This is a genomic window from Serratia sp. AR11, from assembly GCF_056376275.1.
On sequence record NZ_CM150739.1, the window covers coordinates 3413225 to 3438732 of the forward strand.

At 55.2% G+C, this 25508-nt stretch carries 18 protein-coding genes and 1 pseudogene; 13 read left to right on the forward strand and 6 right to left on the reverse strand.

Translation table 11 applies throughout. From position 1 onward, the window contains the following. Positions 1–148: 148 nt before the first annotated feature. Together ACSOSI_RS16080 and norR are read right to left on the reverse strand one after the other, a co-directional pair. Positions 149–463, reverse strand: a complete 315-nt coding sequence (locus ACSOSI_RS16080; protein ID WP_476705771.1) for a hypothetical protein — start codon at positions 461–463, stop codon at positions 149–151. 96 nt (positions 464–559) lie between these two features. Further along, on the reverse strand, positions 560–2083 hold the full coding sequence (norR, locus tag ACSOSI_RS16085; RefSeq protein ID WP_476705772.1) for a nitric oxide reductase transcriptional regulator NorR: 1524 nt from the start codon (positions 2081–2083) through the stop codon (positions 560–562). Positions 2084–2246: 163 nt separating this feature from the next. Here norR and norV point away from each other — a divergent pair, with 163 nt between their 5' ends. From norV to ACSOSI_RS16100, 3 genes are all read left to right on the forward strand, one after another. Beyond that, entirely contained in the window at positions 2247–3704 is a 1458-nt protein-coding gene (gene norV, locus ACSOSI_RS16090) for an anaerobic nitric oxide reductase flavorubredoxin (protein WP_476705773.1), read from the forward strand. Next, entirely contained in the window at positions 3701–4840 is a 1140-nt protein-coding gene (norW, locus tag ACSOSI_RS16095; RefSeq protein ID WP_476705774.1) for an NADH:flavorubredoxin reductase NorW, read from the forward strand. The genes norV and norW overlap by 4 nt, the downstream gene beginning before the upstream one ends. 466 nt (positions 4841–5306) lie before the next feature. Then, complete coding sequence (locus ACSOSI_RS16100; RefSeq protein WP_476705775.1) at positions 5307–8333, forward strand: autotransporter outer membrane beta-barrel domain-containing protein; 3027 nt, start codon at positions 5307–5309, stop codon at positions 8331–8333. Between the two features lie 113 nt (positions 8334–8446). On the opposite strand, the gene ACSOSI_RS16105 is transcribed toward ACSOSI_RS16100, so the two are convergent. After that, complete coding sequence (locus tag ACSOSI_RS16105; RefSeq protein WP_012145758.1) at positions 8447–9280, reverse strand: IclR family transcriptional regulator domain-containing protein; 834 nt, start codon at positions 9278–9280, stop codon at positions 8447–8449. 179 nt (positions 9281–9459) lie between these two features. Here ACSOSI_RS16105 and ACSOSI_RS16110 point away from each other — a divergent pair, with 179 nt between their 5' ends. The 7 genes from ACSOSI_RS16110 to ACSOSI_RS16140 all read left to right on the forward strand — a co-directional run bounded on the left by ACSOSI_RS16110 (position 9460) and on the right by ACSOSI_RS16140 (position 14698). Further along, positions 9460–10146 (forward strand): 3-oxoacid CoA-transferase subunit A, encoded by a 687-nt coding sequence (locus ACSOSI_RS16110; RefSeq protein WP_012145759.1) that lies wholly within the window; start codon positions 9460–9462, stop codon positions 10144–10146. An 11-nt stretch (positions 10147–10157) separates the two neighbouring features. Beyond that, on the forward strand, positions 10158–10838 hold the full coding sequence (locus tag ACSOSI_RS16115; RefSeq protein WP_476705776.1) for a 3-oxoacid CoA-transferase subunit B: 681 nt from the start codon (positions 10158–10160) through the stop codon (positions 10836–10838). After that, a complete protein-coding gene (pcaF, locus tag ACSOSI_RS16120) occupies positions 10816–12018 on the forward strand; it encodes a 3-oxoadipyl-CoA thiolase (RefSeq protein WP_476705777.1) in 1203 nt (400 codons plus the stop codon). Before ACSOSI_RS16115 ends, pcaF begins: the two co-directional genes overlap by 23 nt. Before the next feature lie 14 nt (positions 12019–12032). Further along, complete coding sequence (gene pcaD / locus ACSOSI_RS16125) at positions 12033–12794, forward strand: 3-oxoadipate enol-lactonase (RefSeq protein ID WP_476705778.1); 762 nt, start codon at positions 12033–12035, stop codon at positions 12792–12794. 132 nt (positions 12795–12926) lie between these two features. Next, entirely contained in the window at positions 12927–13106 is a 180-nt protein-coding gene (locus ACSOSI_RS16130) for a hypothetical protein (protein ID WP_012145763.1), read from the forward strand. Between the two features lie 219 nt (positions 13107–13325). Further along, positions 13326–13922 (forward strand): hypothetical protein, encoded by a 597-nt coding sequence (locus ACSOSI_RS16135; protein ID WP_476705779.1) that lies wholly within the window; start codon positions 13326–13328, stop codon positions 13920–13922. A gap of 2 nt (positions 13923–13924) precedes the next feature. Beyond that, positions 13925–14698 (forward strand): DUF3307 domain-containing protein, encoded by a 774-nt coding sequence (locus tag ACSOSI_RS16140; RefSeq protein WP_261098012.1) that lies wholly within the window; start codon positions 13925–13927, stop codon positions 14696–14698. Positions 14699–14725: 27 nt separating this feature from the next. Here ACSOSI_RS16140 and mgtA read toward each other — a convergent pair whose 3' ends face one another. Together mgtA and ACSOSI_RS16150 are read right to left on the reverse strand one after the other, a co-directional pair. Further along, the gene (mgtA, locus tag ACSOSI_RS16145) at positions 14726–17425 is read right to left on the reverse strand and encodes a magnesium-translocating P-type ATPase (protein ID WP_476705780.1); all 2700 of its coding nucleotides are present in this window, start codon (positions 17423–17425) and stop codon (positions 14726–14728) included. A gap of 198 nt (positions 17426–17623) precedes the next feature. Continuing rightward, the gene (locus tag ACSOSI_RS16150; protein WP_012145767.1) at positions 17624–18322 is read right to left on the reverse strand and encodes an MgtC family protein; all 699 of its coding nucleotides are present in this window, start codon (positions 18320–18322) and stop codon (positions 17624–17626) included. Positions 18323–18836: 514 nt separating this feature from the next. Here ACSOSI_RS16150 and ACSOSI_RS16155 point away from each other — a divergent pair. Next, on the forward strand, positions 18837–21020 hold the full coding sequence (locus ACSOSI_RS16155; protein WP_476705781.1) for a glycoside hydrolase: 2184 nt from the start codon (positions 18837–18839) through the stop codon (positions 21018–21020). Between the two features lie 62 nt (positions 21021–21082). Continuing rightward, positions 21083–22457: pseudogene (locus ACSOSI_RS16160) on the forward strand (CoA transferase). A gap of 2 nt (positions 22458–22459) precedes the next feature. On the opposite strand, the gene ACSOSI_RS16165 reads toward ACSOSI_RS16160, so the two are convergent. Next, positions 22460–23332, reverse strand: coding sequence for a LysR substrate-binding domain-containing protein (locus ACSOSI_RS16165; protein ID WP_476705782.1), 873 nt, complete (start codon positions 23330–23332; stop codon positions 22460–22462). 100 nt (positions 23333–23432) lie between these two features. Here ACSOSI_RS16165 and ACSOSI_RS16170 point away from each other — a divergent pair, with 100 nt between their 5' ends. Then, positions 23433–24848, forward strand: coding sequence for a pyridoxal phosphate-dependent decarboxylase family protein (locus ACSOSI_RS16170; protein WP_476705783.1), 1416 nt, complete (start codon positions 23433–23435; stop codon positions 24846–24848). Positions 24849–25508 lie beyond the last annotated feature (660 nt).

Here is a 25508-nt window from a genome sequence, read left to right on the forward strand (position 1 = left end):
TATTGATATAGCACTGCCAGACCCGAAGTTTCACTTAAGTAATTAATACATACCTCATGAAAAGAGCATGCTGGACAATATCAGTGTTGATTGGGATGGTTTTATCCTCTGTTTTATTAGCGGGTGCAGGCATCGGCGTTGATTATCTTTACTCTGCGCCAGAAAAAATATCAAAATTCATCGTTGCCGTGTTCTTTTCACTTGCCATGATTATTTTTATATATAAAGTCATCTGCATGGTTTTCAAAACATCATAGATAAAACCGCCCCACATATGAGAGTATGCGTGGGCGGTTGATTTTAACGATGAATAAATTAATGGAGTGACATAAATGAGGAAAATAATTAGACCCGTAATTATCTTCTTGGCAATCATTGCCACGGCCCCTTTTCTTAGCGGTATCAGGGGCGAGACTTCTGCTTTAGGTTTCTCCGCTCCCTTCGGGGCCTCCACATTTGTCATTACTCTCGCCACCTTTTACGCTTTTGTCACCATTTCCTTAAAAATCTTTGATTTTTTTGAGAAAAAATAAATAAGTGAATTTTATAAAAAGTACGTTTATTTAATATTCAATCGCTTGGCCAGCCGGTGCAAGTTACCGCTGTCCAACTCCAGCTTACGTGCCGTGGCGGCCCAGTTCATCTCGCATTCCACCAGGGTTTTCTCAATCACGCTGCGCTGGAAATGCTGCGTCAGTGTGGCAAGACTCACCCCAATAGCACTCTCCGGCAGGGCGTCATCTATGATCCTGGTCGGCAAGGCTCCAGCCTTGATAGTGAAATGCGCCGGTAACAGTTGTAGCTCGCTGCTGCTTTGCTCGGCGCGGGCTAAAATCGCCGCCCGATAGATCGAATGTTCCAGTTCGCGAATATTCCCCGGCCATGAATACTGTTCTAGCGCGGATAACGCCTGTACCGAGAGCGTTAACTGCATCAAGCCCAGTTTGATGCGGCAGCGTTCGCAAAAGTACCCCGCCAGCAGGGCAATGTCGCTGACCCGTTCACGCAATGGCGGCACGGCAAGTGGGAACACGCTCAGCCGATGGTATAAATCCAGGCGGAATGCCCCATCCACCGCAGCCTGTTTCAGGTCACGATTGGTGGCCGCCAAAATGCGCACGTTAACGCGCTTGACCCGGTCATCCCCCACCCGCTGGAGGTCACCGTATTGGATCACCCTTAGCAACTTGGCCTGTAACGATAACGACAGCTCGCCAATCTCATCGAGGAACAGGGTGCCATTATCCGCCATTTCAAATTTTCCGGCGCGGTGCTGAATGGCACCGGTAAATGCGCCTTTGACATGGCCGAACAGCTCACTTTCCGCCACGCTTTCCGGCAGCGCGGCGCAGTTTAGATAGACCAGCGGATTGGCCGCCCGCGCCGATCCCTGATGGATCGCCCGCACTACCAGCTCTTTCCCGACGCCGGTCTCTCCGGTGATCAATACGTTGAGCTCGGAACCGGCAACGATGCTGATTTCCTGCTTGAGCTGCTGCATCACCGACGAAAGCCCGATGATTTCATCATTTTCTCTCGGGGAACTTCCCCCCGGAGAGGCCAACGGAGACAGCGCCTGTCGCTCCAGCGCTTCGACCAATAACGCATTGTTTAGCGCCCCCGCCGCCAGCGCACTGATTAACCGCAGTTCCTCATCGCTAAAGCGATCGAATTGCATCGGATCCAAACTGTCGAAAGTCAGCGCACCGATTAAATCCTGCTCGGCAAACAGCGGCAACCCAATGCAGGCATGAACCTTCAGTTGGTCATGACCTGGGATCAACCCATCGTAAGGATCCGGTAATTCGCTGTCCGCAGGGAAACGCACCACGCCACCGGCGCGGGCAATCGCCTCCAGGCGTGGATGAGCATCCAGCGCGAAGCGCCGCCCCAGCACGTCCTGGGCCAACCCGTCGATAGCCAATGGGCGGAACTGTTGTCCTTCAAAACGTAATAATGCGGAAGCGTCGCAACGCAGCAGGCTACGCAAGCTATTGATCAAACGTTGAAAGCGGTCGCGTTGCGTCAGGCCGCTTTGCAGTTCAATAGCGATGCTGGCGAGGGATTGTATGGATAGGGTCATGATTGTCATTCCGACACTTACTAGTCATAAAGACAATGCTACGCCGATGTCAAAATGACATCAAATAATTATTAGTATTTATAAAACAATAAGATAATAACTGGCACGCCCATTGCTCATTACAAGTATCAAAATTGAGTCGCTGACAACAAAGGTAAAGAGCATGGCAATTCAGGTAAAAAACAATATCCAATGGGTAGGACAACGTGACTGGGAAGTCCGTGATTTTCATGGGACAGAGTACAAAACCCTAAAGGGCAGCAGCTATAACAGCTACCTGATCCGTGAAGAGAAAACGGTGCTGATCGATACGGTAGACCATAAATTTAGCCGTGAGTTTGTACAAAATCTGTCGGCGGAAATTGATCTTAAAACCCTGGATTACATCATCATCAATCACGCCGAAGAAGATCACGCCGGGGCGTTGACCGAACTGATGGCGCAGATCCCGGGGACGCCTATCTACTGCACCGAGAATGGTATTGATTCGATCAACGGCCACCATCATCACCCGGAGTGGAATTTCCACGTAGTACACACCGGCGACAGCCTGGATATCGGCAACGGCAAACAGCTGATCTTCGTTGAAACGCCGATGCTGCACTGGCCGGACAGCATGATGACCTATATGACCGGCGATGCGGTGCTGTTCAGCAATGACGCCTTTGGCCAGCACTATTGCGATGAGCATTTGTTTAATGATGAAGTCGATCAGAATGAATTGTTTGAACAATGTCAGCGTTACTACGCCAATATTCTGACGCCGTTCAGCCGACTGGTGACGCCAAAAATCAACGAGATCCTCGGTTTCAACCTGCCGGTAGACATGATAGCCACCTCACACGGCGTGGTATGGCGTGATAACCCAACCCAAATCGTACAGCGCTATTTAGAGTGGGCGGCGGATTATCAGGAAGATCGCATCACCATTTTTTACGACACCATGTCCAACAACACCCGCATGATGGCGGATGCGATTGCACAGGGCATTAACGAAGTCGACCCGCGTGTGGCAGTGAAGATTTTTAACGTGGCGCGTCATGACAAGAACGAGATCCTGACTAACGTATTCCGTTCCAAAGGCGTGTTAGTGGGCTCATCGACCATGAATAACGTGATGATGCCGAAAGTCGCCGGGCTGTTGGAGGAGATAACCGGGCTGCGTTTTCGCAATAAGAAAGCTTCGGCCTTCGGCAGCTACGGCTGGAATGGCGGCGCGGTAGACCGTATTCAAACCCGATTGATGGATTGCGGCTTTGAAACCACGCTGGCGCTGAAAGCCAAATGGCGCCCTGACGGCGATACGCTGGCAGTCTGTCGTCAACATGGCCGGGATATCGCTCGCCAATGGGCATTGTCTCCTTCGGCGTTGACTGTGTCAGCCCCTGCGGTCACTGCCGTTCAGCCGGCGTCTGAACCCGAAGTATCCTGTGCCGATGCCGATCTTGGCCCGCGCATGCAATGCAGCGTCTGTCTGTGGATCTACGATCCGGCGTTGGGCGAACCTATGCAAGATGTGGCGCCCGGAACCTGCTGGCAAGAGGTGCCGGATGATTTCCTGTGCCCGGAATGCGCCATGGGTAAAGAGGTGTTCGACCCACTCTCTTCGGAGGCAAAATGAACCCCGGTATCCTGATCGTCGGCTCCGGCTTTGCCGCCCGACAGTTGGCCAAGAATCTGCGCAGGCAAGATGGCGAAGTCCCTATTCGGCTGATAGCCGCCGACAGTTGCGATGAATATAACAAACCGGAACTGAGCCATGTATTCAGCCTAAACCAAACCGCTGACGCCCTGACCCGGCAAAGCTTCGGTGACTTCGCCGAACAGTTCCAACTGACGGTACACCCCCATACGCGTATTACGGCTATAGATACGCAGCAAAAAATGGTGCGCAGTGGCGAGCAAGTCTGGCATTACGACAAACTGGTTTTGGCGATCGGCGCTGCTGCCATCGTGCCGCCGGTGCCGGGCCATGAGTTAATGCTGACGCTCAACAGCCAACAGGAATTCCGCGACAGCCAATTGACCCTGCTCCAGGCGCAACGGGTGTTGATTTTGGGCGGGGGGCTGATCGGCTGTGAACTGGCGATGGACATGTGCCGGGCCGGTAAACAGGTCACCCTGGTAGACAAGTCCGGCAGCCTGCTATCGGGGTTAATGCCGGTTGAAGCGAGCTGCCGCCTGCAACATGCTCTGCAACAGATGGGGGTAGAATTGCTGCTCAACCAGCAACTGGGCGCACTGACACAACATGATGAGGGGATACAAGCCACGCTGAGCAACGGTCGCCAATTGTGGGTTGATGCAGCGATAGCGTCGGTCGGTTTGCGGCCAAACGTCGGGCTGGCGCGTCAGGCCGGTTTGCAGGTTAATCGCGGCATCCAGGTGAATAACCGTTTACAGATCTCGCAAGTGGATGTTTACGCCCTTGGTGATTGCGCGGAGATCGAGGGGCAACTGTTGCCATTCCTCCAGCCGATTCAGTTCAGCGCCATGACCCTGGCAAAAAACCTGCTGGGTGCGGCGGAAGCGGTGAAGCTGCCCGCCATGCTGGTCAAGGTGAAAACCCCCAGCTTGCCGCTGCAGCTGGCAGGGGAAACCCGTCGGCAGGATTTGAGCTGGACAATTGTCGCTGAGCCGCAGGGAATGATCGCTAAAGGCTTTGATCAGCACCAGCAGTTACGCGCGTTTATCGTTAGCGAAGATCATATGAAACTGGCCTTCGGTTTACTGAAAGAATTAAATGCCCTGACCTAATGAGAGTGTCCTGGTGACACAACGCTGATGGTGGCATTTTGTCCGCTATCAACGTTTAGCGGCTCCTTACGCCAACAGGGGGTAATCTGTTGGCGTCCCCCTTTAGTAAAATAGGCTCTATACCACCAGAACAGAGTATCAAGAATAACCCCCACTCAAGTTATAATATTATTAATATCGATTTAATTAACGACAACCATTTATTCCCACCATTCACAAAATAAAATATTATCGACATAATCAGAATGGCGGCCAGATAACTCTTGATACAGGGCGTCAATTGGGTTAATAATTACACGAAATAGCACGACATTAAAATAACCATCAAACAGAAACCTTGCAATCCGCCCTCACGGCAATGTAATTAATTTATATAAAAACATAATTCAATTTTTCTGATTATAATTTTTATATATACATCAACTCGCATGAAATTAAAAAAATCGGACCATTCAAGGATAGTAATATGGCCTCTTTTGCCCCTTCATTTTTCTCCCGCGGCTGTTTGTTAGCCCTGGCGACCACCGGTGGATTTTCCGCCGTCGTCAATGCAGCCTCACCCTGGCGCGTCGTTGATGGTTCAACACTGGACGTTACCCACGGCTATACCGGCACAACGGCCGGTGATTACCCTCTGTTTAGCTCCGGTGACGGCAGCCTGTTGCAAACGTCACTGACCGGGCTGAGTTTTAGTACGGCCGGCAATTCGCTTTATGCGGCGAATATCCGCGCCGGGGGCAGTGCCCGCCTGGACGGAACCTTGTTAACGACAAACGGCATACAAGCACATGCCGTCAATGTTGATGGCGGGAATTTAGTGATGAACAGCGGCAATATTACCGTCGCCGGCAGTTACAGTGCCGGCGTTTTTGGCCGCAACGGGGCCAGGCTATCAATGAATAATTTGGAAATTTCAGCCAACGGCCCTCGCAGTGGCGGCGTCACCCTAACGGACGGCACATTAACAATGAGCCATTCAACTATTGTTGCCACCGATGCAAACCGTAAAGGTATTTCCCTGACCAGTTCAAATGCAGAGTTCGCCCATGCCACGTTAGAAAACGTTAATATTTTTTTACGCGGAACCGGAGTCCAGGCGGCGTTGGAAGTGAGTAATGGAAGGGTCGAAGGGAATGCCGTTAATATTTCAACCAACGGGGAGAATCGGGGTGTAGAAATCTATAACAGCGACGGGGGGCGGGGTAGCGTTTTATTGAATAACAGTAATATCAGCACCCAGAAAGGGGATGGGATCTACATATTGAACGGTCAAGTCATGCTTGATAACACCACCGTCAACACGCAGGGAGGGATGGCCGTCAATCTCAATGTCGCGGCCCAGGCCTCGATTCGGGGCGGCAGCTTTACCACACAAAGCAACTATAGAGATGCACTGTGGATAGCGACGGCAGACTCTTCAGCTGACGTCACCGGTGCGACCTTCACTACCCACGGCGTTGGCTCACACGCCTTCAATGCGCATTTTGGCCCGGCCACATTGGCAGACAGCAGCTTAAACACCTCCGGCACCGGCGGCTACGGGTTGTACAGCGAATCCAGGGTACAAGGCAATAATCTGCACATCACCACACTCGGCAGGCGTAGCATCGGTGTCTTTGCAGCCCGTGGCGGCATCATTAACCTTGATAACGCACGCATTGAAACTGCCGACAGCGACAGCTCCGGATTATTGGCCTATCCCGGTTCGGTCATTAACGGCAATGGGCTGTCGGTCACCACGGCAGGACAAGACAGCCACGCACTGTGGGCGCTAACCGGCACGTTGAATATCAGCAACAGCACGCTGACCACACAAGGTAATGCCGCCGGACTCTACATCAGCAATACTTCCAGCGGCGGCGTCAGTAACGTCGTATTGGATAACGTCATGTTGTCCAGCGGCCTGGGTCCGGCGATAAAAACCAACGGCGCAACGCTAAAACTGACGATAAAAAACGGTTCGCAACTCACCGCCGGCAATGGCGTTTTACTGGAGAATCTGGCCGGTAGCGGCGTTGATCCAAATGACAGCCGGGTTGTGGATTTGATTGCCGACAATCGGGTGGTGCTCAACGGGGATATCCGTTCTGCCGTTGAAAACCCGGTTGATGTGGCGTTGAGTCGGGCCACATTGCTCAATGGCGCCGTCAACGGGGTCAACCGTCTGAGCCTGAGCGATTCCAGCCGGTGGACAGTGACCCATGACTCCACGCTGAGGGCGCTAAACAACGACGGCCAGGTCGTCTTTCGTCACGCTGACGGTGCCTTCCAGACCTTATCGCTGGATTCACTGTCGGGGAACGGCGCCTTTGTCATGAATACGGATTTAGCGGCGTTAACCGGTGATTTAATTACCGTCAGCGGGGAAGCTAACGGGGAACATCTGTTGATGATCAAAAACAGTGGCCGGGAACCCGACATTACGGACAGCGCTTTAACCCTGGTAACGACAAGTGGCGGCAAGAGTCACTTTGCGCTGAACAACGGTGCTGTGGACGCCGGAACCTATCAGTATGAATTGCAACAACGCGACAATGATTGGGTACTGGCGCAAAAATATGGTGCCGAAGAAAAACCGGTAGTGACGCCTGTCACCCACACCGCGCTGGGTTTGTTCAATGCCACGCCGACTCTCTGGTATGGCGAGCTGACCGGCCTTCGAACCCGTATGGGTGAGGTGCGACAGGGAAAACAACGGGGTGGTGCCTGGGTTCGCACACTGGGGAGCCGCTATCAGGTGAATGATCGCGCAGGCCTTGGCTACCGCCAAACACAATCAGGCATTTCCGTGGGTGTCGACAACGCACGCGACACCAATAATGGCCAATGGCTGACAGGGTTATTCAGTGGCGTGAGTCGCAATGCGCTCGATTTCAGTCAGGGCAGCACTGGCACCATCAATAGCTTCTTTATTGGTGGCTACAATACCTGGTTACTGGAATCGGGCTGGTTTGTCGATGCGCTACTCAAAGCCAATAATTTTAGTAGCCATGCTGATGTCCGAATGACTGACGGGGAAAAAACCAGGGGCGGTTACAATACGCCTGGCTTTGGTCTGTCGCTGGAAGTCGGCCGCCAATTTGTGCTGGATAGCGGTTGGTTTGTTGAACCCTCTTTGCAACTGGCTACGCTGTGGGTGAAGGGGCAATCCTATACGTTCGACAATGGCTTGCAGGCCACCAGCGGCGTCGCCAAATCCCAACAGGCAATCCTGAATGGCGTTTTAGGGCGAACGCTGCCTCTGGAGAATGGCATGACGCTGCAACCCTGGCTACATATGGCCGCCATTCAGGAGTTCGTGAACTCCAACCCCGTCAGTATTAATGGGAACGGATTCAACAACGATTTGTCCGGTACCCGGGGTGAGTACGGCATGGGGCTTTCCCTGCAGTTTACCCCTGATGTCCAGATGTATACCGATGCAAGATACAGTAAAGGGGACAAAATTGAATCACCCTGGGGCGCTAACCTCGGTGTTCGTTGGTCCTGGTAAAAACGCAGGCCGCACCAGCCGGTTGAGCCTGCTGTTGGTCCCCCTTGCCGCCGCTGGCCATCGGCAATGAGAAACAGCCGATGACCATTCAGCGGTGCTCATCCAACCGCGAGCTACAGCAGCAGCGCCAGCTCCATCGCCGTGCGTTGCAGCTGTGGCAGCACCCGCTCACGCAGTTCCGCCGACGAAATTTGCGAAGCGTTGACGCCCACGTTCATCGCCGCGACTACGCCGCCCTTGCGGGAATGCATCGGCACCGCGATCGAACGCAGACCAATTTCCAACTGTTGATCGTTGATGGCATAGCCTTGCCGACGCACTTTAGCCAACTGTTCACGCAGTTGCTCGGCGCTGGTCACGGTGAATTCGGTCAGCGGTTCGAAACTGACCCGCGACAGATAATCGTCCAACTGTTCTTCATCCAGCGAACTGAGCAAGACCAGTCCCATCGAAGTCGCATAGGCCGGCAGGCGGCTGCCGCGCCCCAAATCGATTGTCATAATACGCTTCACCGAAGCGCGGGCGATATACAGGATATTGTCACCGTCCAGCGTCGCCACCGAGCAGGATTCATTCAGCAGCTTACTGAGGTAGTCCAGCGAGTTCTGCGCCGCTTTCGCCAGTTCGGAAGAAGAAAGATAGGCGTGCCCGATGGTCAGCACCCGCGGCAGCAGCCGGTAATGGCGGCCGTCAGGGCAATGCACAAATCCCAACGCACGCAGGGTGTACAGGCAACGCCGCACCGCCGCACGTGGGATACCGGTAATTTGGCTGATTTCAGAAACCGACATTTGTGAATACTGCGGCTGGAAGGCCTGCAGCACCTCCAGTCCCCTGGCCAACGACGCCATAAAATTGGGGTCACCCTTATATTGATCGTTGCTTAACTCCCCGATCTCCTGCAACCGACGCAGTTCTCCAGCACCAGACTCCGACGCATCACTCATCCTGACCTCCGACTCAATATAGTTATCCGTATCACAGAATTGATCACCAAAGGACTAATGTTTCGATAATCGCACAATACGCTGATATTCGCACTTGTCGCTGTTTTTTTCATCCCTTAAGGTAAATCCAGGCCCATAAGCGTCACGCAGAAATTACCGTTGCGCAATCAGGAGAGCAGATGATCGATAAATACGTGGCGTCCATCGATGCCGCCGTCGCCGATATTCCCGATGGCGCGACCATTATGGTCGGCGGTTTTGGCCCGGCCGGTCAGCCCTATACGCTGCTGGACGCTTTGATCCGCCATCGGCCGCGCGGGCTAACGCTGATCAGCAACAACGCCGGCAACGGGGATTTTGGCTTAGCGGCGCTGTTAAAGGCCGGTTGCGTGCGCAAGGTTGTCTGTTCATTCCCGCGCCAGTCGGACTCCTGGGTATTTGATGACTTGTACCGCCGTGGCGAGCTGGAGCTGGAGCTGATCCCGCAGGGCAATCTGGCGGCGCGCATTCAGGCCGCCGGTTCCGGGCTCGGCGGTTTTTACACCCCGACCGGCTATGGCACCGAACTGGCGCAAGGTAAAGAAACGCGCGAGATCGACGGCAAACACTATGTGTTCGAGCTACCGCTGAAGGCGGATTTCGCGCTGATCAAGGCCGATAAAGCCGATCGCTGGGGTAACCTGCTGTACAACAAAACCGGGCGCAACTTTGGGCCGATTATGGCCATGGCCGCCGCCTGCACCATTGCCGAAGTCAACCGCATGGTGCCGCTGGGGGAGTTGGATCCTGAAAATATCATTACGCCGGGGATCTTCGTGCAACGCCTGGTGACTACACCCGATCACCCTGCGCCAGCGTCGGCTTAAGGAGCGCCCCTATGACCAAACTCACTCATCAACAGCTAGCCGAGCGTATTGCCCGCGATATCCCGGAAGGTGCCTACGTCAACCTGGGCATTGGGATCCCAACCCAGATAGCCAACTTCCTGCCGGCGGATAAAGAGATCTTCCTGCACAGCGAAAACGGCATTCTCGGTATGGGCCCGGCACCGGCGGCCGGCCAGGAAGATCCCGAACTGATCAACGCCGGTAAACAGCCGGTTACCCTGCTCAAAGGCGGCTGCTTTTTCCATCACGGCGACTCTTTTGCCATGATGCGCGGCGGTCACCTGGATATCTGCGTGCTCGGCGCCTATCAGGTTTCCGAACGCGGCGATCTGGCCAACTGGAGTACCGGCGCAGCGGGGGCAATCCCGGCGGTCGGCGGCGCAATGGATCTGGCGATTGGCGCCCGTCAGGTGTTTGTGATGACCGAACACCTGACCAAAAAAGGCGAATGCAAAATTGTTCAGCACTGTACTTATCCCCTGACCGGCGTCGGCTGTATCGATCGCATCTACAGCGATCTGGCGGTGATGGACGTGACATCTCAGGGTCTGGTGGTACGCGAAATATTTGGCGGGCTGACCCCGCAGCAATTGCAAGCAGTCACCCCGGTCGAACTGACCTTTGCCCTTCAGCACGGAGAACCACCGTATGATCCCCGCTTACCTGTGTGATGCCGTCCGTACGCCTTTTGGTCGACTAAACGGCAGCCTGGCCAGCATTCGCGCCGACGACCTGGCCACCCTGCCGCTCAAAGCGTTGCAGGCGCGCCACCCACAACTTGACTGGGCGGCAGTGGACGACGTGCTGCTTGGCTGTGCCAATCAGGCCGGAGAGGATAACCGCAACGTGGCGCGCATGGCGTTGCTGCTAGCCGGGCTGCCGGTACAGATCCCCGGTTGTACCCTCAACCGCCTGTGCGGCTCCAGTCTGGACGCGGTGGCGATGGCGGCCCGGGCGATCAAAACCGGCGAAAGTGAACTGATGATCGCCGGCGGTGTAGAAAGCATGTCCCGTGCCCCCTTCGTGATGGGCAAGGCGGAAAGCGCCTTCAGCCGAATGATGAAACTGGAAGACACCACCATGGGCTGGCGGTTTATCAACCCACAGATGCAGGCGCTATATGGCGTGGAGTCGATGCCGCAAACCGCCGAAAACGTCGCCCTCAAATTCGGTATTAACCGCCAGGATCAGGACGCCTTTGCCCTGCGCAGCCAGCAGCGCACCGCTAGCGCGCAGGAGCGCGGCTTTTTCGCCGAGCAGTTGATTGAAGTCAGCGTTGCGCAGAAAAAAGGCGCACCGTTACTGTTCACTCAGGACGAACACCCGCGCGCCACCACGCTGGAAGCCCTGTCGAAGCTGAAACCGGTGGTTAACCCTCAGGGAACGGTGACCGCCGGTAATGCTTCCGGGCTGAACGACGGTGCCTGCGCGCTGCTGCTGGCCAGCGAAACCGGGATGACTCGCCACGGACTGCAACCCATGGCCCGTATTATCGCCAGCGCCGTTACCGGTATTGAGCCTTCAATTATGGGCTTTGCCCCGGCTCAAGCGGTACGCAAGGTATTAAAAATTTCCGGGCTGAGCCTCGACCAAATGGACGTGATTGAGCTTAACGAAGCTTTTGCGGCACAGGCATTGGCGGTGACGCGTGAACTGGGGCTGAGTGACGACGCCGCTCAGGTGAATCCCAATGGCGGTGCGATCGCCCTCGGTCATCCGCTGGGTGCTTCCGGTGGCAGGCTGGTGATGAACGCCGCCTGGCAATTGCAAAAGACGCGCGGCCGCTATGGCTTGTGCACTATGTGTATTGGCGTCGGCCAGGGCATTGCACTGATTATCGAACGGGTATGAGACGGAGAAGCAGCATGGATATCGACTATCGCCTTGATGGCCACGCCGGAGCGCCGCTGTTGGTGCTGTCCAACTCGCTCGGTACCACTTTCGACATGTGGCAGGCGCAACTGCCGGTGTTGATTGAGCACTTTCACGTCTTGCGCTATAACCAGCGCGGGCACGGTGCCACACCGTTGCCAACGCTTCCGCTGCGGCTTGAGGATCTGGGCCAGGATGTGATCGCCCTGCTCGATCATCTGGATGCACCAAGCGCCCATTTTTGCGGCATTTCGATGGGCGGCCTGACCGGGTTATGGCTCAACCGCTACCACCCGCAACGCATCAGGCGACTGGTGGTCGCCAATACTGCCGCCCGCATCGGCAGTGCCGAAGGCTGGCAGCAGCGTGCCCAACAGGTACGCCACACCGGGCTGGCGCCGATCGCCGCCGCCTCTCCCGCTCGCTGGTTCAGCGAAGCTTTTTTACAGCAGCATCCTGAACGGGTTGCCCCACTGGTCGCCGGGCTGGCGGCCGGTAATGCCGAAGGTTATGCCGCCTGCTGCGATGCACTGGCGCTGGTTGATCTCCGTGCGGAAATTGTCTCTATGACGAGGCCAATGAGAGTGATAGCCGGAGAACTGGATCCGGTTACTACGATAGCGGACGCCGAATTCCTGGTCGCCAACGCCCCCCATGCCGAACTGCAATGCTTGCCTGCTTCGCACATCTCCAATATTGCCTGTCCGGATCTCTTCAACCGCAGCGTTGTCGGGTTCCTGTCCGAGAAGATTTGAGGTATTGATACTATGCCGAAACGTCAGGTTAAGTTTTAGCTATCGAATCCATACGCCAAAGCGTCTGTTCATTATGTGCTCTTTGGTTACAATCGTTAGCACTGAAATCCACCGTTTCGAGGGCTAACCAATATGTACAACTTCTCACGTTATCAGGCAAAAGAGCTGGCGCTGGCTTATATGAGCGGCAAAAAACACGATCTGTCCCCGCAGGAGTTTCTGCAGCAACTGAAAAGCAGCGAGAAATCCTTCGACTATCTGTTGAAGCACGGCAGCGAACAGCCGCGCGAAGTGTTGGTACAAAGCTTCTAAAAACCCGCTCATAACCGCTATACCTCCCGCTTCGCCGGTGGCGAGCCTTCTGGCCCGCGTATTCCCGGCTGAACAACTTAGACCCACTCAACCGACCCTCATTTTTTCGCATTGAGAGGCGAATAATCCACATATTCGTATTCAGATGCGAATTATTGACATATTCGTATTTAGATGCGAAATTCAACCATCACTCCCCGCTTCAGAGCAGACAAACACATGCCAGCCCAAGTCAGCGTGATCACCGGCGATCTGGTCAATTCCCGGCAGTTAGACACCACTCACTACCTTAGCGGCTTAAATGCCCTGCTTAGCCAGCTGCAACAGGCTAAGCTTATTCAGCAGTTCGAGATTTTCCGTGGCGATGCCTTTCAGGCAGTGGCCGAGCCGCAGTCTGGTTTGCTGCTGGCGGTGTATATCCGCATCGCGCTCAAAGCCATGGACGCCCAACGCTGGGATGCCCGCATCGCTATCGGCCTGGGCACAAAGCAGGCTCAGAGCGCCGGCTATGGCAGTGCCTTTGTGAATTCGGGTCAGGCGTTGGACGGCCTGATGAAAAATTGCCGACTGGCTCTGAAAAATGATAACGATCAGACCAATACCATTGTCAGCGATCTGTTGCCAATGTTAGATCATGTGGTTAGCCGCCTTTCGCAGACCGAAGCGCGGATAGTCCAGGCCCGTATTTTCGCCACCAGTAACCAGGAAGTGGCTAAGAAACTGCAAAAGGCCGCCTCCACGGTCTCCGCAACGCTCAAACGCGCGGCCTACGAGGAAATCATGCGATTTATTCACGCGATTAACAGGATCACCTGAATATGGATTTAAGCTACCTGCCCCTGCTGATCTGGTTGCTGATAGCCCACTTGCTTGCCGACTTCCCACTGCAACCGCGTAGTTGGGTTGAAGATAAAATACGTCATCGGGCCGGCTCTCGCTTCCTGCTGCTGCATGCCCTGCTGCACGGCGTGCTGGCTGCCTGGGTCGTGGCCGTTTTTGCTCTGTTGTATGGCGGGATCTCTTCCGCTCAAGTGCTGTTCACCCTGTTGGTTATTGCCATCAGTCACTGGCTGACCGACCTGCTGAAAGTCACCCTGTTAACCCGCCTCAGCCAGGCACGTGGTTTTTTGCTCGATCAAGGCCTGCACCTGACGGTGATTGTTTTGCTGTGGCTGTTGCTTACGCCGAATGCCCTCGCCCTGATTAGCGTGCTGGCTAGCGCCGCGGCTCGCTGGCAATCCGGGCTGGTGCTACTGGCTTATTTATTGATTTATATGCCGATGGGCATTCTGATGGGGCAATTGCTGGCGCGCTGGACGCCACAGATGCCGCCGTCAGCCAAAGCGGATAACGATTCGCTGTTACGCGCAGGCAAACAAATCGGTTATCTGGAGAGAACGCTGATCCTGACCTTTGTGCTGATAGGGCAGATCCCGGCTATCGGTTTTTTGCTGGCGGCCAAGTCAATCTTTCGCTTTGGTGATTTACGCCAGAGTGATGACAAAATGCGTACCGAGTATGTGCTGCTCGGTACGCTGTTTTCCTTTACGCTGACCATCATGCTGGGTCTGTTGGTGAAGAAACTGCTGTAGGGGCGCAGTAGGCTGCGCCCGCAATAATTACAACCACTCACCGAAACGGCGAATATAGAACCGCTTCATCAGCTGCGCGACAACGCAGTAGCTGATCAAGGTACCGGCCAGCCACGGGAAGTATTCCCAGGGCAGCGGCTGCAGCCCAACCAGGGCGCCAAGCGGTGAGAACGGCAGATAAATCCCCAACGCCATCACCAATATCGTGGTCAGCAGGACCGGCAATGCAGCGGTGCTCTGAATAAACGGAATTTTCTGGGTACGCAGCATATGCACCACCAGCGTTTGCGACAGTAACCCCTCAATAAACCACCCGGACTGGAACAGGGCCTGATGCTCCACGCTGTTGGCAGCGAAGACAAACCACATCAGCGCATAGGTAGTGATATCGAAAATCGACGAGGTCGGCCCAATCCACAGCATAAAGCGGCCAATGTTTTTCGCATCCCACTTGCGCGGTTTACGCAGGAACTCCTTGTCCATCTTGTCCCACGGCAGCGACAGCTGAGAAATATCGTACATCAGGTTCTGGATCAGCAGGTGGATCGCCAGCATCGGCAAGAACGGAATAAATGCGCTGGCCACCAGCACGGAGAACACGTTGCCGAAGTTGGAACTGGCGGTCATGTTCAGGTACTTGATGATATTGCCGAAGGTCTCGCGCCCCTTGATCACGCCCTCTTCCAGCACCATCAGGTTTTTTTCCAGCAAAATGATGTCTGCCGACTCCTTGGCAATATCAGTGCCGGTGTCCACCGAAATACCTACGTCGGCATCGCGCAGCGCCGGGGCATCATTAATGCCGTCACCAAGGAAACCGACGGTATGACCATTCGCCTGCAACATTTTCAACACCCGCGACTTTTGCAACGGCGTCAGTTTGGTAAAGACCGTGCGCTGCTCCACTTCACGCGCCAATGTGGCATCGTCCATCTCGGCAATCTGCGGTCCGGAAAGCGGTTCGCCAGGCTCCAGGCCAACATCGCGGCAAATCTTGCAGGTGATCACCGGGTTATCACCGGTCAGGACTTTCACCGCCACGCCGTTTTCCTGTAGTGCAGCAATAGCTTCCTGCGCACTTTCTTTCGGTGGGTCAAGGAAGGTCAGGACGCCCTGGATCACCATATCGCGTTCATCGGTCACGCTCAGCGGCAAGGCATTGTTTTGTTCCCCAAGCTCCCGGGTTGCCAACACCAGTACGCGGAATCCATCCTCGTTATACTGGGCGGCCAGCGCCTGCAGTGCCTCACGTCGCGCCAGATCCAGCGGTACAATCTGCTGCCCTTCACGTACATGGGTAGCGATTTCCAGCATTTCCTCCACGGCCCCTTTACAGATCAGCCGCTGTTGGTGGTTTTCATCCGCTACGACGATCGACAGGCGGCGACGCACAAAATCGAACGGCAACTCGTCAACCTTGCTGAAACGCCCCAATGCTTCAATGCCCGGTTTGCCACGCCCAAAGCGGATCACCGCCTGATCCATCAGGTTTTTCATCCCGCTCTGGTGGAAGCTGTTCAGCCAGGCCAGATGCAGCACTTCATTGTCTCTGATGCCGCTGACGTCCAGGTGGTGTTCGAGGATGATGCGATCCTGGGTCAGGGTGCCGGTTTTGTCGGTACAGAGTACGTCCATCGCGCCAAAGTTCTGGATGGCATTCAAACGTTTGACCACCACTTTACGCCGTGACATGGCAATGGCGCCCTTCGCCAGATTAGAACTGACGATCATCGGCAGCATCTCTGGCGTCAGTCCGACCGCTACTGCCAAAGCAAACAGCGCCGCTTCGCTCCAGTCGCCCTTGGTGAAGCCATTGATCAACAATACGATCGGCACCATCACCAGCATAAAGCGGATCAGCAGCCAACTGACGCTGTTCACTCCGCGATCAAACGCGGTTTGCGAACGGGAACCGACTATCGACTTTGCCAAGGAACCAAAATAGGTACGCCCGCCGGTCGCAACCACCACCGCCGTGGCGGTGCCGCTGGCGACGTTGGTGCCCATCAGGCAGATATTCGACAGTTCCAGCAGCGCATGTTCACTGGAAACTTCGTCTTCGCTCGATTTTTGACTGACGTTGCCCAGCGCATCGTATTTTTCGATCGGGATCGCTTCCCCAGTCAGGATCGCCTGGCTGATAAACAAATCGCGTGAGGCCAGCAGACGCACGTCCGCCGGTATCATATCGCCGGCAGAGAGCTTAATAATATCGCCCGGCACCAGTTCGCGGATCGGTATCTCCAGCGTCAAAGCCTGCGCGCTGTAACTGCTGCGGCGCAGTACCGTGGCGGTAGTACGCACCATCGACTTTAGCGTCTCAGCCGCCTTGTTGGTGCGGTACTCCTGCCAAAAACGCAGTAACCCGCTGAGTGAAACCATCACCAGTATGATGATCACGCCGGTAAGATCGGTTTCTTCACCGCGCCGGGCCGGCAGCCAGTAATCGGTAAAGAAACTGATCGCGGCCAGCACCATCAGCACATAGATAAACGGGTTGTTAAACGCGGCGAATAACTGCACCAGCGCATGGGGCGCCTTCTCATGAGCCACCTGATTAACGCCATACTGCTCCAGGCGTTCGACCGCATCGTCCTGGGTCAAGCCATTGCGATTACATTTTAAATTGGCCAGCGTCTGATCAACGCTGTTTTTCGCCTCTTGGGCGATGGCGTAAGGCGTCGTTTTTTTATCACGACGGCGTACGTTTTCATTAATATAGGTCATAACGCTATTCTCTTATTTTACTCTGCGCACAGGGGTACCCCGCCCAATTAATGGGTGAATAAGCACAAAGTGGAACTTATTTAATTGACGTAATTAACGCGGTTTATTTCCACGCCAGAAACGCTTAATAATCAAACTTTCGGGGTCACCGTCCATGACGCCTCCTTATCACTTAATAAAGTGAATGTTTATCAATAATTAAACAGGCAATTCGGAAGCAATGCGCCAGCGCACGGCACTCACGCTTTTTTCCAGGCTGACACGACAGACTATGCCCTCAATTTCTTTTTGCACCGAGGGATTTGCGGTTATTTCCGCGCAAACTTCCAACTGACCGGGAATGGAAATATCCGCACTGCGCAGCGATTGTAATTTTAATGCCACACCATTTAGCGCCTGCAATATCAGAGTACGCACCAGTATTTCATCCTGCTCACCGCAGGTAACCTGAATGCGGTAGCACACTTCCAGATCGGTCGCCTGCTGCTGGGGTTGCAGGTTGATACGCTGCGCCGCTTCACGCAGCAGGATATTCGCACACAGGATCACCAACGTCGCCAGTACCGCGTTCCAATACTGCCCAAGGCCGCACAGCACGCCGATCGCCGCAGAACACCACAGCGTGGCGGCGGTATTCAGCCCGCGGATATTCAGCCCTTCACGCATAATCACCCCGGCACCCAAAAAGCCGATACCGGAGACAATTTGCGCGGCAACTCGTCCGGCGCTGGAAGGATCGGTAGACATGGAACTGAGGATAAAGACCGCAGCTCCGGTTGCCACCAATGCATTGGTGCGCAGACCGGCCATACGTTGGCGCCACTGCCGCTCAGCGCCAATAACCGCGCCCAGGCTCATCGCCAGTAATAAATTTAAAACAAAAGGAGTCATAGCCATGACTTTCCCCTTAAATAACTGCAGGAGATAAAATCATGTGCTTTTTAGCACACGCGAAATCTCGCCGATAATAAATCAGCGGTTGAGCGTGTGAATGCCTGGAGGGAAAAGGCTGTGGCTGAAAGTGGCCATAATAGCGTCCAAATCAATTCACCCGATGCCATTGGGCAACAGGGACAACAATAAGATTCGGGTTTGCACAGCTCGGAATAACTTGAGAGGGGTGCTGCCCGCCGTTTTCGGCAAGCAACAAATCAGAAGAGGATTGGTCAGCTTGCCTTGTTTATATCACTGCAACTAAAACTGTCCAATTGTGTTTCCTCACTGAAATTTTGGCTGAGTATAGTGACGTGGGGTGATGATGTAAAGGCCAAATTATTAAACGAAAACTAAACTCACTAATTTCGTATATTTGACTCATCACGCGAATATAGATAATTGGCATTGGGCCGCCCGCTAATTCCCGATAAACTGAAAGTTCAGCAGGACAATCATCACCAAGGACAACTATTCGATGAACATGCTTCGCCTCTCTATCAGCCTCGCCTTGTTTGCCGGTTTCCCCGCCCAGGCCCTGCTCTTGCAACAGGGTGAAACCCGCTATGAAATCGATCCGGCCACGCTGCAGGTCACCGCAGGCAAGATCCAGGTCAACCAGGCGCAGGTTGGGCAAACCGTGGCTAACCTGCAAAGCACGCCTGCCCAGGCAAGTTGGCAATGGCCCAACAGCGCCATGCAACTCACCGCCAGGCTGGAAGACGGCGATCTGCGCCTGAGCTTCAGCAGCAGCCGGGCGCAAACGCTGAACTGGTTCACCCTGCCGCCGCAGGCCACCACCCTACTGTTACCGATTGGCGAAGGCAGCCGCATCCCGCTGGATAACGCCGTCTGGCAGCGTTATCTGGTGAAAGAAATGACACCGCTGGATACCAACTGGGATCTGAAGCTGCCGCTGTGGAGCCAACAACAGCAGGGCAAGGTGTATAGCTGGTTGTTGCTCACCCCGTTCAGCAATCAGGTTACCTTTGTCGGCGCTAAAAACATGCTCACCATGCACAGCAGCCACCAGTTCAACCGTTTTAACCAACAGCAAGCCTTCGAGGTGTTACTGCACGTGGGGGATTCCCCACTTTCCGGCGCTCGCCGTTATCGCGAATACCTGCAGCAAAGCGGGCAGTTCAGCAGCCTGCGCGATAAAATCCGTATCGCGCCGGAGGGTGAGAAACTGATCGGTGCCACCCATATTTATCTGTGGGGCGACAAGCTGTTGGCACCGGCCGACGTGAAAAATTGGCCGGGATTGCTTGCCTGGCTGACATCGCCAACCGGCGAAACGCTGTGGCAGAAAATGGATGCCGAAAGCCAGAAAACGGTGCAGAAACTGGCGGGAAAAACGCCGGAAGCCTGGCAGCAACAGGTCTTGGTTGATGCCCTTAATCAGGCGTTGGTGGCATCAACGCCACTGAAAGCCACGCCGGATGACAAGGATTTTCTGCAGGCGCAGCGCCAGCAAGCCACTAACGTGCGGGAATGGGCGCAGCGGCAGCTAGGGGTCTATCTGACACCGCCGGATAGCTGGGGCCAGGGGCTGGCGAAACCGCTGATAGAGGCGCTTCACCAGGCCGGGCTGCCCCGTCTGTGGCTGGGTACCGATAACTGGACCGCCGAATTCCTGCATCCGCAGGCGGTGGAAAGTGCCAAAAAATCGGGTTACCTGATTGCCAGCTACGACTCTTACGACACCGGCATTCCGCGCGGAGTCAATGACAGTTGGCTAACCGCCCAACTGCCAACGGCGCTACGTGAAAAGTGCGCCATAGTACGGGCCGACGGCAGTAAAAAGCCCGGTTTCGGCAAGCAGGGTTACTACCTCAATCCAGGCTGCGTGCTGCCTTACTCTCAGCAGCGCATGCGCGAACTGGTGCAGTTGGCCGGGCTAAACAGCCTGTTTTTGGACGTTGACGGTACCGGGATGGTTTCAGACGACTATCAGCCCGATCACCCGACCGGCGCAGCGCAAATGGCGCAGGCCCGCAATGCGCGGCTGGCCTGGTTCAGCAATACCCTTAAGCTGCCGCTCGGCTCCGAGGATGGCAACGCGGTAACCGCACGCCACATCATGTTTGCCCACGGCATGGAAACCTGGGGATTTGGCTGGGGAGATAAACAGATGAATCAGGATAAGTCCTCGCCTTACTACCTTGGAGCCTGGTGGCCCAATGCCCAGCCGGCTTTCTTCTTCAGCCCGGCCAAAGTAAAAGAGCCTTATCGCACGGTGGAATTTGATCCGCGTTATCGTCTGCCCATGTATCAGGCGGTATTTCACGATGCGGTGATCAGCAGCCACCACTGGAATTACGACAACCTGAAGTTTAGCGATGTCAAAACCACCCGCAGCCTGCTGAGCCTGTTGTACAACACCGCGCCGATGTTCCACCTCAGCCGCGCGACCTTGCAGACACGCCTGCCGCAAATCAAACAGGCCGATGCGGCCTTCCGTCCGCTGCATCTGGCACTGTGGGATAAGGCACTGACCGACTTCCAATGGCTTGATCAAGCCGGTTGGGTACAGCAAACCACCTTCAGCGACGGCTCAACCCTGACGGCCAACTTTGGCCAACAAGCGTTCGATGGCATTGCCGCCCATAGTCTGCGAGCCAAACTGGCGGACGGTCGCATCCTGAACATCACACCATAGCAACTCCGGTCGGGGTGAACTAGGCTAGGCACAGTCCCCCGACCGGCAACCTGGAGTTGATGATGGATACCCTTACTCAAACACTGCTCGCAGAAATCGGGCAAAGCTTCGGCCACGGCGACAACACGCCAGCAATTGCTCTGACGGTCGGCGGCGAAGGCAGCCTGAACAGCGCATTCCCGGTCAGTGAGCTGGCAACCGCCAGCCTGGGGGCCGCCGGGCTGGCCTGCGCTCAACTGCTGCAACAAAATCAGGGCGGGGAACCGCAGGTGTTTGTCGACAGCCGGCTGGCGTCGCTGTGGTTCGGCTGGACCTTACGGCCACTGGGGTGGTCATTGCCGGCCGCCTGGGACGCGCTGGCGGGTGACTATGCCACCAGCGATGGCTGGATCCGCCTGCATACCAATGCCCCTCATCACCGCAAAGCCGTAGAACAAGTGCTGGGCCCGCATCAGGATAAAAATGCACTGGCGCAAAAGGTGCTGACGTGGAAAAAAGGTGAACTGGAGCAGGCAGTGATCGAAGCCGGCGGCTGCGCGGCTGAAATGCGCTCAATCGAAGCATGGCGACAACATATTCAGGGCAAGAGCGTTGCGCAGGAGCCGCTTTGCCATCAACGACAACAGGCGGAAGCTCCGCCCCCCGGCTGGGCGCTGCCTGCCGCCAGACCGCTTCACGGCGTGCGGGTGCTGGACTTGACGCGAATTATCGCCGGGCCGGTCGCCACGCGCTTTCTTGCCGGTCTGGGGGCCGACGTATTACGCATCGATCCCTACGGTTGGGAAGAACCCGGCGTCGAACATGAAGTGATCCTCGGTAAGCGCTGCGCACGGCTGAACCTGAAAAACCCTCACGATCGTCACACCTTCGAGCATTTACTGAAAAACGCCGACGTTCTGGTTCATGGTTATCGTGCCGGAGCGCTGGAAAAACTGGGTTATGGCGCAGAACAACGCCGCACACTATCGCCGGGATTGATCGACGTTTGCCTCAACGCCTATGGCTGGAGTGGGCCGTGGCGAGGACGGCGTGGTTTCGACAGCCTGGTGCAAATGAGCTGTGGGCTGGCAGAATCCGGCATGCAATGGAAAAACGCCGCCGTACCTGTCCCCCTGCCGGTGCAGGCTCTCGATCACGCAACCGGCTACCTGATGGCGACGGCGGTGCTGCACGGCATGCGTCAACGCCTGCTACAGCGCCCGACTCTCCCTGGCACGGACGGCACAACTGCTGTTTGATAAACCTTACCCGCAACAGCATCCGTTAACGCCGCTGGCTGCAGCCACCGCTGCGGATGAAAACCCGGAAACCGAGCTGACCCATTGGGGGGCGGCACAACGCCTTATCGCGCCGCTACGGTTGAACGGCACAGCACTGCTCTGGGCATTGCCTGCGACAACCCTTGGCAGTTCACAACCGCAATGGCTACGCCGCTAAACTCAGGCCAGTTGCCGCTGCAACCAGTGCAATAATGCTTCGACCGCCGGCGTCAATCCGGCGGTTTGCGGCCAAACCAGATAAAAGTCTATCTGATTAAGATGTCGTGCCGGTGCCAGTGCGGTCAAGCGGCCCTCTGCCAGCGCATCACTCACCAGCAGTTTTTTCACCAGCGCGATGCCAAACCCTTGCTCAGCCGCGCGGATCAACAATCCCGCATCATTGAATAATGCCAAGGGGCGGCCGGACTCCACCTGCTGATGCGCAGTGAACCAGCTACGCCACGGCGTAACATCATGTTCCAACAGCGGTATGCCTGACGCACCACGGTCAAATGCTGCCTGCCACTGGTCGGCCAGCGCCGGGGTGGTCACCGGCACCACCTCTCCGGAGGCAATCCACTGTGCCTGCATCTCTGCCCATTGACCATTGCCGAGGCGGATGGCCGCATCAAACCCTTTGCGCACCAGATCCTGCACTACCAGCGAGGCGTCGATATCCAACGCAATATCGGCACAGGCCGTATGAAAAGATGGCAGACGCGGCATTAACCAGTAATGCGCAAAAGAGGGCAGCACGCTGATACGCAGAGCCTGACTTTGCGCAATCCTCCTGACCCGGCTGACGCCCTGCTGCAATGCCTGCAGCGCCGGTTCGGCAACGGCCAACAGCTCACGTCCGGCGCTATTGAGGCGCAGCCCGCGCCCCTGCCGTTCAAACAGCGGGCAGCCGATTGCCCGTTCGAGCTGTTGGATCTGCTGGCTGACGGCACCATGGGTAAGATGTACTTGCAGGGCAGTAGCGCGCAAATTCTCTAACCGGGCGGCAATCACAAAGGTCGGCAGAATGTGCAGTGGGATCGAGTCATTTAACATTGGTTAGCCAGCCTATCCAAAAAGGCCATTTTTCATCGATTTTCGCCACAAAGCAAATGTTCTAGGCTGTCACTCATGCCCCTTACATCTGGAGTCAGCGATGCACCCACGTTTACAGCAGGACCTTGAGCAATTTCCACAGATACTCGACCGCACCCGGCAGTTGGCCGAAGGCTTCCTGACGGGCCTGCAACAGCGCCCGGTTTGCCCTCCTCTGGTTGCTCAACAGCTACAGCCGGGTGACAATTTACTGGCTGACAGCGGCGATGGCGCACTGGCGGCACTGGACGATTTCTGGCGGCGTTATGCCGAGGGTCTTTCTGCCAGCGCCGGGCCGCGTTATTTTGGCTTTGTTACCGGCGGCTCGACCCCCGCCGCATTGGCAGCAGACTGGCTGGTTAGCGCTGTCGACCAAAACAGTCAGCTGAGCCACGATACCGTGGCCGCGGCAATTGAACTGGCGACCATTGTGCAGCTAAAAGACTTGTTGGGTCTGCCAGAGGCATTCAACGGCAGTTTTGTCAGCGGGGCAACCATGGCCAACTTTGTCGGCATGGCCATCGGCCGCCAGTGGCTGGGGCAGCAGCGCGGCATCAATGTTGCGGAACAGGGGTTGGCAGCGTTGGGGACCATACAGGTTTTGTCAGCGAATGCGCACTCCAGCAGCGAAAAAGCACTCAGCATGCTCGGCATGGGTCGCGACGCATTAAAAATTATCGACAGCCTGCCGAACTCCGAAGCTATCGACCCTGCTGCGTTGGAACGGCATCTGGCCGCCAGTGTCGGTGTACCGACCATGGTGCTGGCCAGTGCCGGAACGGTGAATACCGTGGTCTTCGACGACCTGCAGCAGCTGCTGGCGTTGCGCGAGCGCTACCCGTTCTGGTTACACGTTGATGCGGCCTTTGGCGGCGTGGCGGCCTGTTCACCGCACTATGCGCCACGCTTAGCCGGTTGGGAGCAGGCTGACTCGATTACCGTTGATGCGCATAAATGGTTGAACGTGCCCTACGACAGCGCAATCCAATTTAGCCGCCATCTGGCATTGCAAATGCAGGTCTTCCAAAACCATTCGGCTTATCTGGAAGCGCCAACGCAGCGGCCAGACAACTACCTGCACCTGACTCCGGAAAACTCGCGGCGTTTTCGCGCCCTGCCGTTGTGGATGGCGTTGAAAGCTTATGGCCGCAGCGGTATGCAAGATATGGTTGAACGCAATGTTCGACTGGCGCAGTTGCTGGGGGCAGAGCTGACGGCCAGCGCGGGTTTCCACCTGCTGGCGCCAGTCAATCTGAACGTAGTGTGCTTTGCGCTCAAAAATGTCGCAGGCGATGCTACTGCTGCACGCGATCGCTTTATAGCCCGTCTCGATCGGCACGGCGTAGTGCGCTGCACCCCTACCCGTTATAACGGACAGCCGGGGGTCCGTGCTGCGTTGGTCAACTGGATGACCGAGGAAAGCGATATCCATCTGGCGTTGGAATCGATACGTCACTGCCTGGCAGAGACTGGCTGATAGGACAAGTCAAGATAACGCCACACTATTGATTGCTGCCGGTGATTATTCTACGGCAGCATTCCCCCCCTGCCGATCAACGGATATTGGTACCCTGGGATGCTGCCCAAATAGTTCAGTAAAACCAATTAATCACTCACTGACATTTATCACATTAGTCGTAACAGCACGAATAATCACATCAACTCTTTGTTATAACGCCAATTTTCGTAACAAAAACACCGGGCAATGTTAACTTTGTGTGACTATTGGTTATCGCAAGTGATAAGGAATGGAAGAATTATCATTATCAAAAACCCATGAAATAAATATAACCACATGATAATATTAATAAAAATAAAACCATTAAAACCTTGTAGCACTTACACTGATGAATAAATAGGCCAAGAAATGTTAAAAAAACAACACATGAATTTTTTTTAAGAATTTTCCTATCAATCTAAAATTTCGTTTCGTGACATGATGGGCAGATTCAATGATAAAAATACCAGCGAGCACGCGGCTCAAGCACAAGTTGCCGTTACTGCCCCGCAATCCTTACGCCAGCAGATTATTCTGACTTAAGCTAAACTTATAGGTTCATGATGTTAATTAGTTTAGAAAGAAAATATCGTTGAGTACTACCGTATTTATTGATAGAACATTCCTGGATGTGACTCT

Coding starts and splice junctions, on each gene's coding strand:
- ACSOSI_RS16155 (WP_476705781.1), top strand. CDS start 18,837: ATGAACATGCTTCGCCTCTCTATCAGCCTCGCCTTGTTTGCCGGTTTC.
- ACSOSI_RS16135 (WP_476705779.1), top strand. CDS start 13,326: ATGCCAGCCCAAGTCAGCGTGATCACCGGCGATCTGGTCAATTCCCGG.
- ACSOSI_RS16105 (WP_012145758.1), bottom strand. CDS start 9,280: ATGAGTGATGCGTCGGAGTCTGGTGCTGGAGAACTGCGTCGGTTGCAG.
- ACSOSI_RS16150 (WP_012145767.1), bottom strand. CDS start 18,322: ATGGCTATGACTCCTTTTGTTTTAAATTTATTACTGGCGATGAGCCTG.
- mgtA (WP_476705780.1), bottom strand. CDS start 17,425: ATGACCTATATTAATGAAAACGTACGCCGTCGTGATAAAAAAACGACG.
- ACSOSI_RS16170 (WP_476705783.1), top strand. CDS start 23,433: ATGCACCCACGTTTACAGCAGGACCTTGAGCAATTTCCACAGATACTC.
- ACSOSI_RS16110 (WP_012145759.1), top strand. CDS start 9,460: ATGATCGATAAATACGTGGCGTCCATCGATGCCGCCGTCGCCGATATT.
- ACSOSI_RS16115 (WP_476705776.1), top strand. CDS start 10,158: ATGACCAAACTCACTCATCAACAGCTAGCCGAGCGTATTGCCCGCGAT.
- ACSOSI_RS16100 (WP_476705775.1), top strand. CDS start 5,307: ATGGCCTCTTTTGCCCCTTCATTTTTCTCCCGCGGCTGTTTGTTAGCC.
- norV (WP_476705773.1), top strand. CDS start 2,247: ATGGCAATTCAGGTAAAAAACAATATCCAATGGGTAGGACAACGTGAC.
- ACSOSI_RS16080 (WP_476705771.1), bottom strand. CDS start 463: ATGACAAATGTGGAGGCCCCGAAGGGAGCGGAGAAACCTAAAGCAGAA.
- norR (WP_476705772.1), bottom strand. CDS start 2,083: ATGACCCTATCCATACAATCCCTCGCCAGCATCGCTATTGAACTGCAA.
- ACSOSI_RS16165 (WP_476705782.1), bottom strand. CDS start 23,332: ATGTTAAATGACTCGATCCCACTGCACATTCTGCCGACCTTTGTGATT.
- ACSOSI_RS16130 (WP_012145763.1), top strand. CDS start 12,927: ATGTACAACTTCTCACGTTATCAGGCAAAAGAGCTGGCGCTGGCTTAT.
- norW (WP_476705774.1), top strand. CDS start 3,701: ATGAACCCCGGTATCCTGATCGTCGGCTCCGGCTTTGCCGCCCGACAG.
- pcaD (WP_476705778.1), top strand. CDS start 12,033: ATGGATATCGACTATCGCCTTGATGGCCACGCCGGAGCGCCGCTGTTG.
- pcaF (WP_476705777.1), top strand. CDS start 10,816: ATGATCCCCGCTTACCTGTGTGATGCCGTCCGTACGCCTTTTGGTCGA.
- ACSOSI_RS16140 (WP_261098012.1), top strand. CDS start 13,925: ATGGATTTAAGCTACCTGCCCCTGCTGATCTGGTTGCTGATAGCCCAC.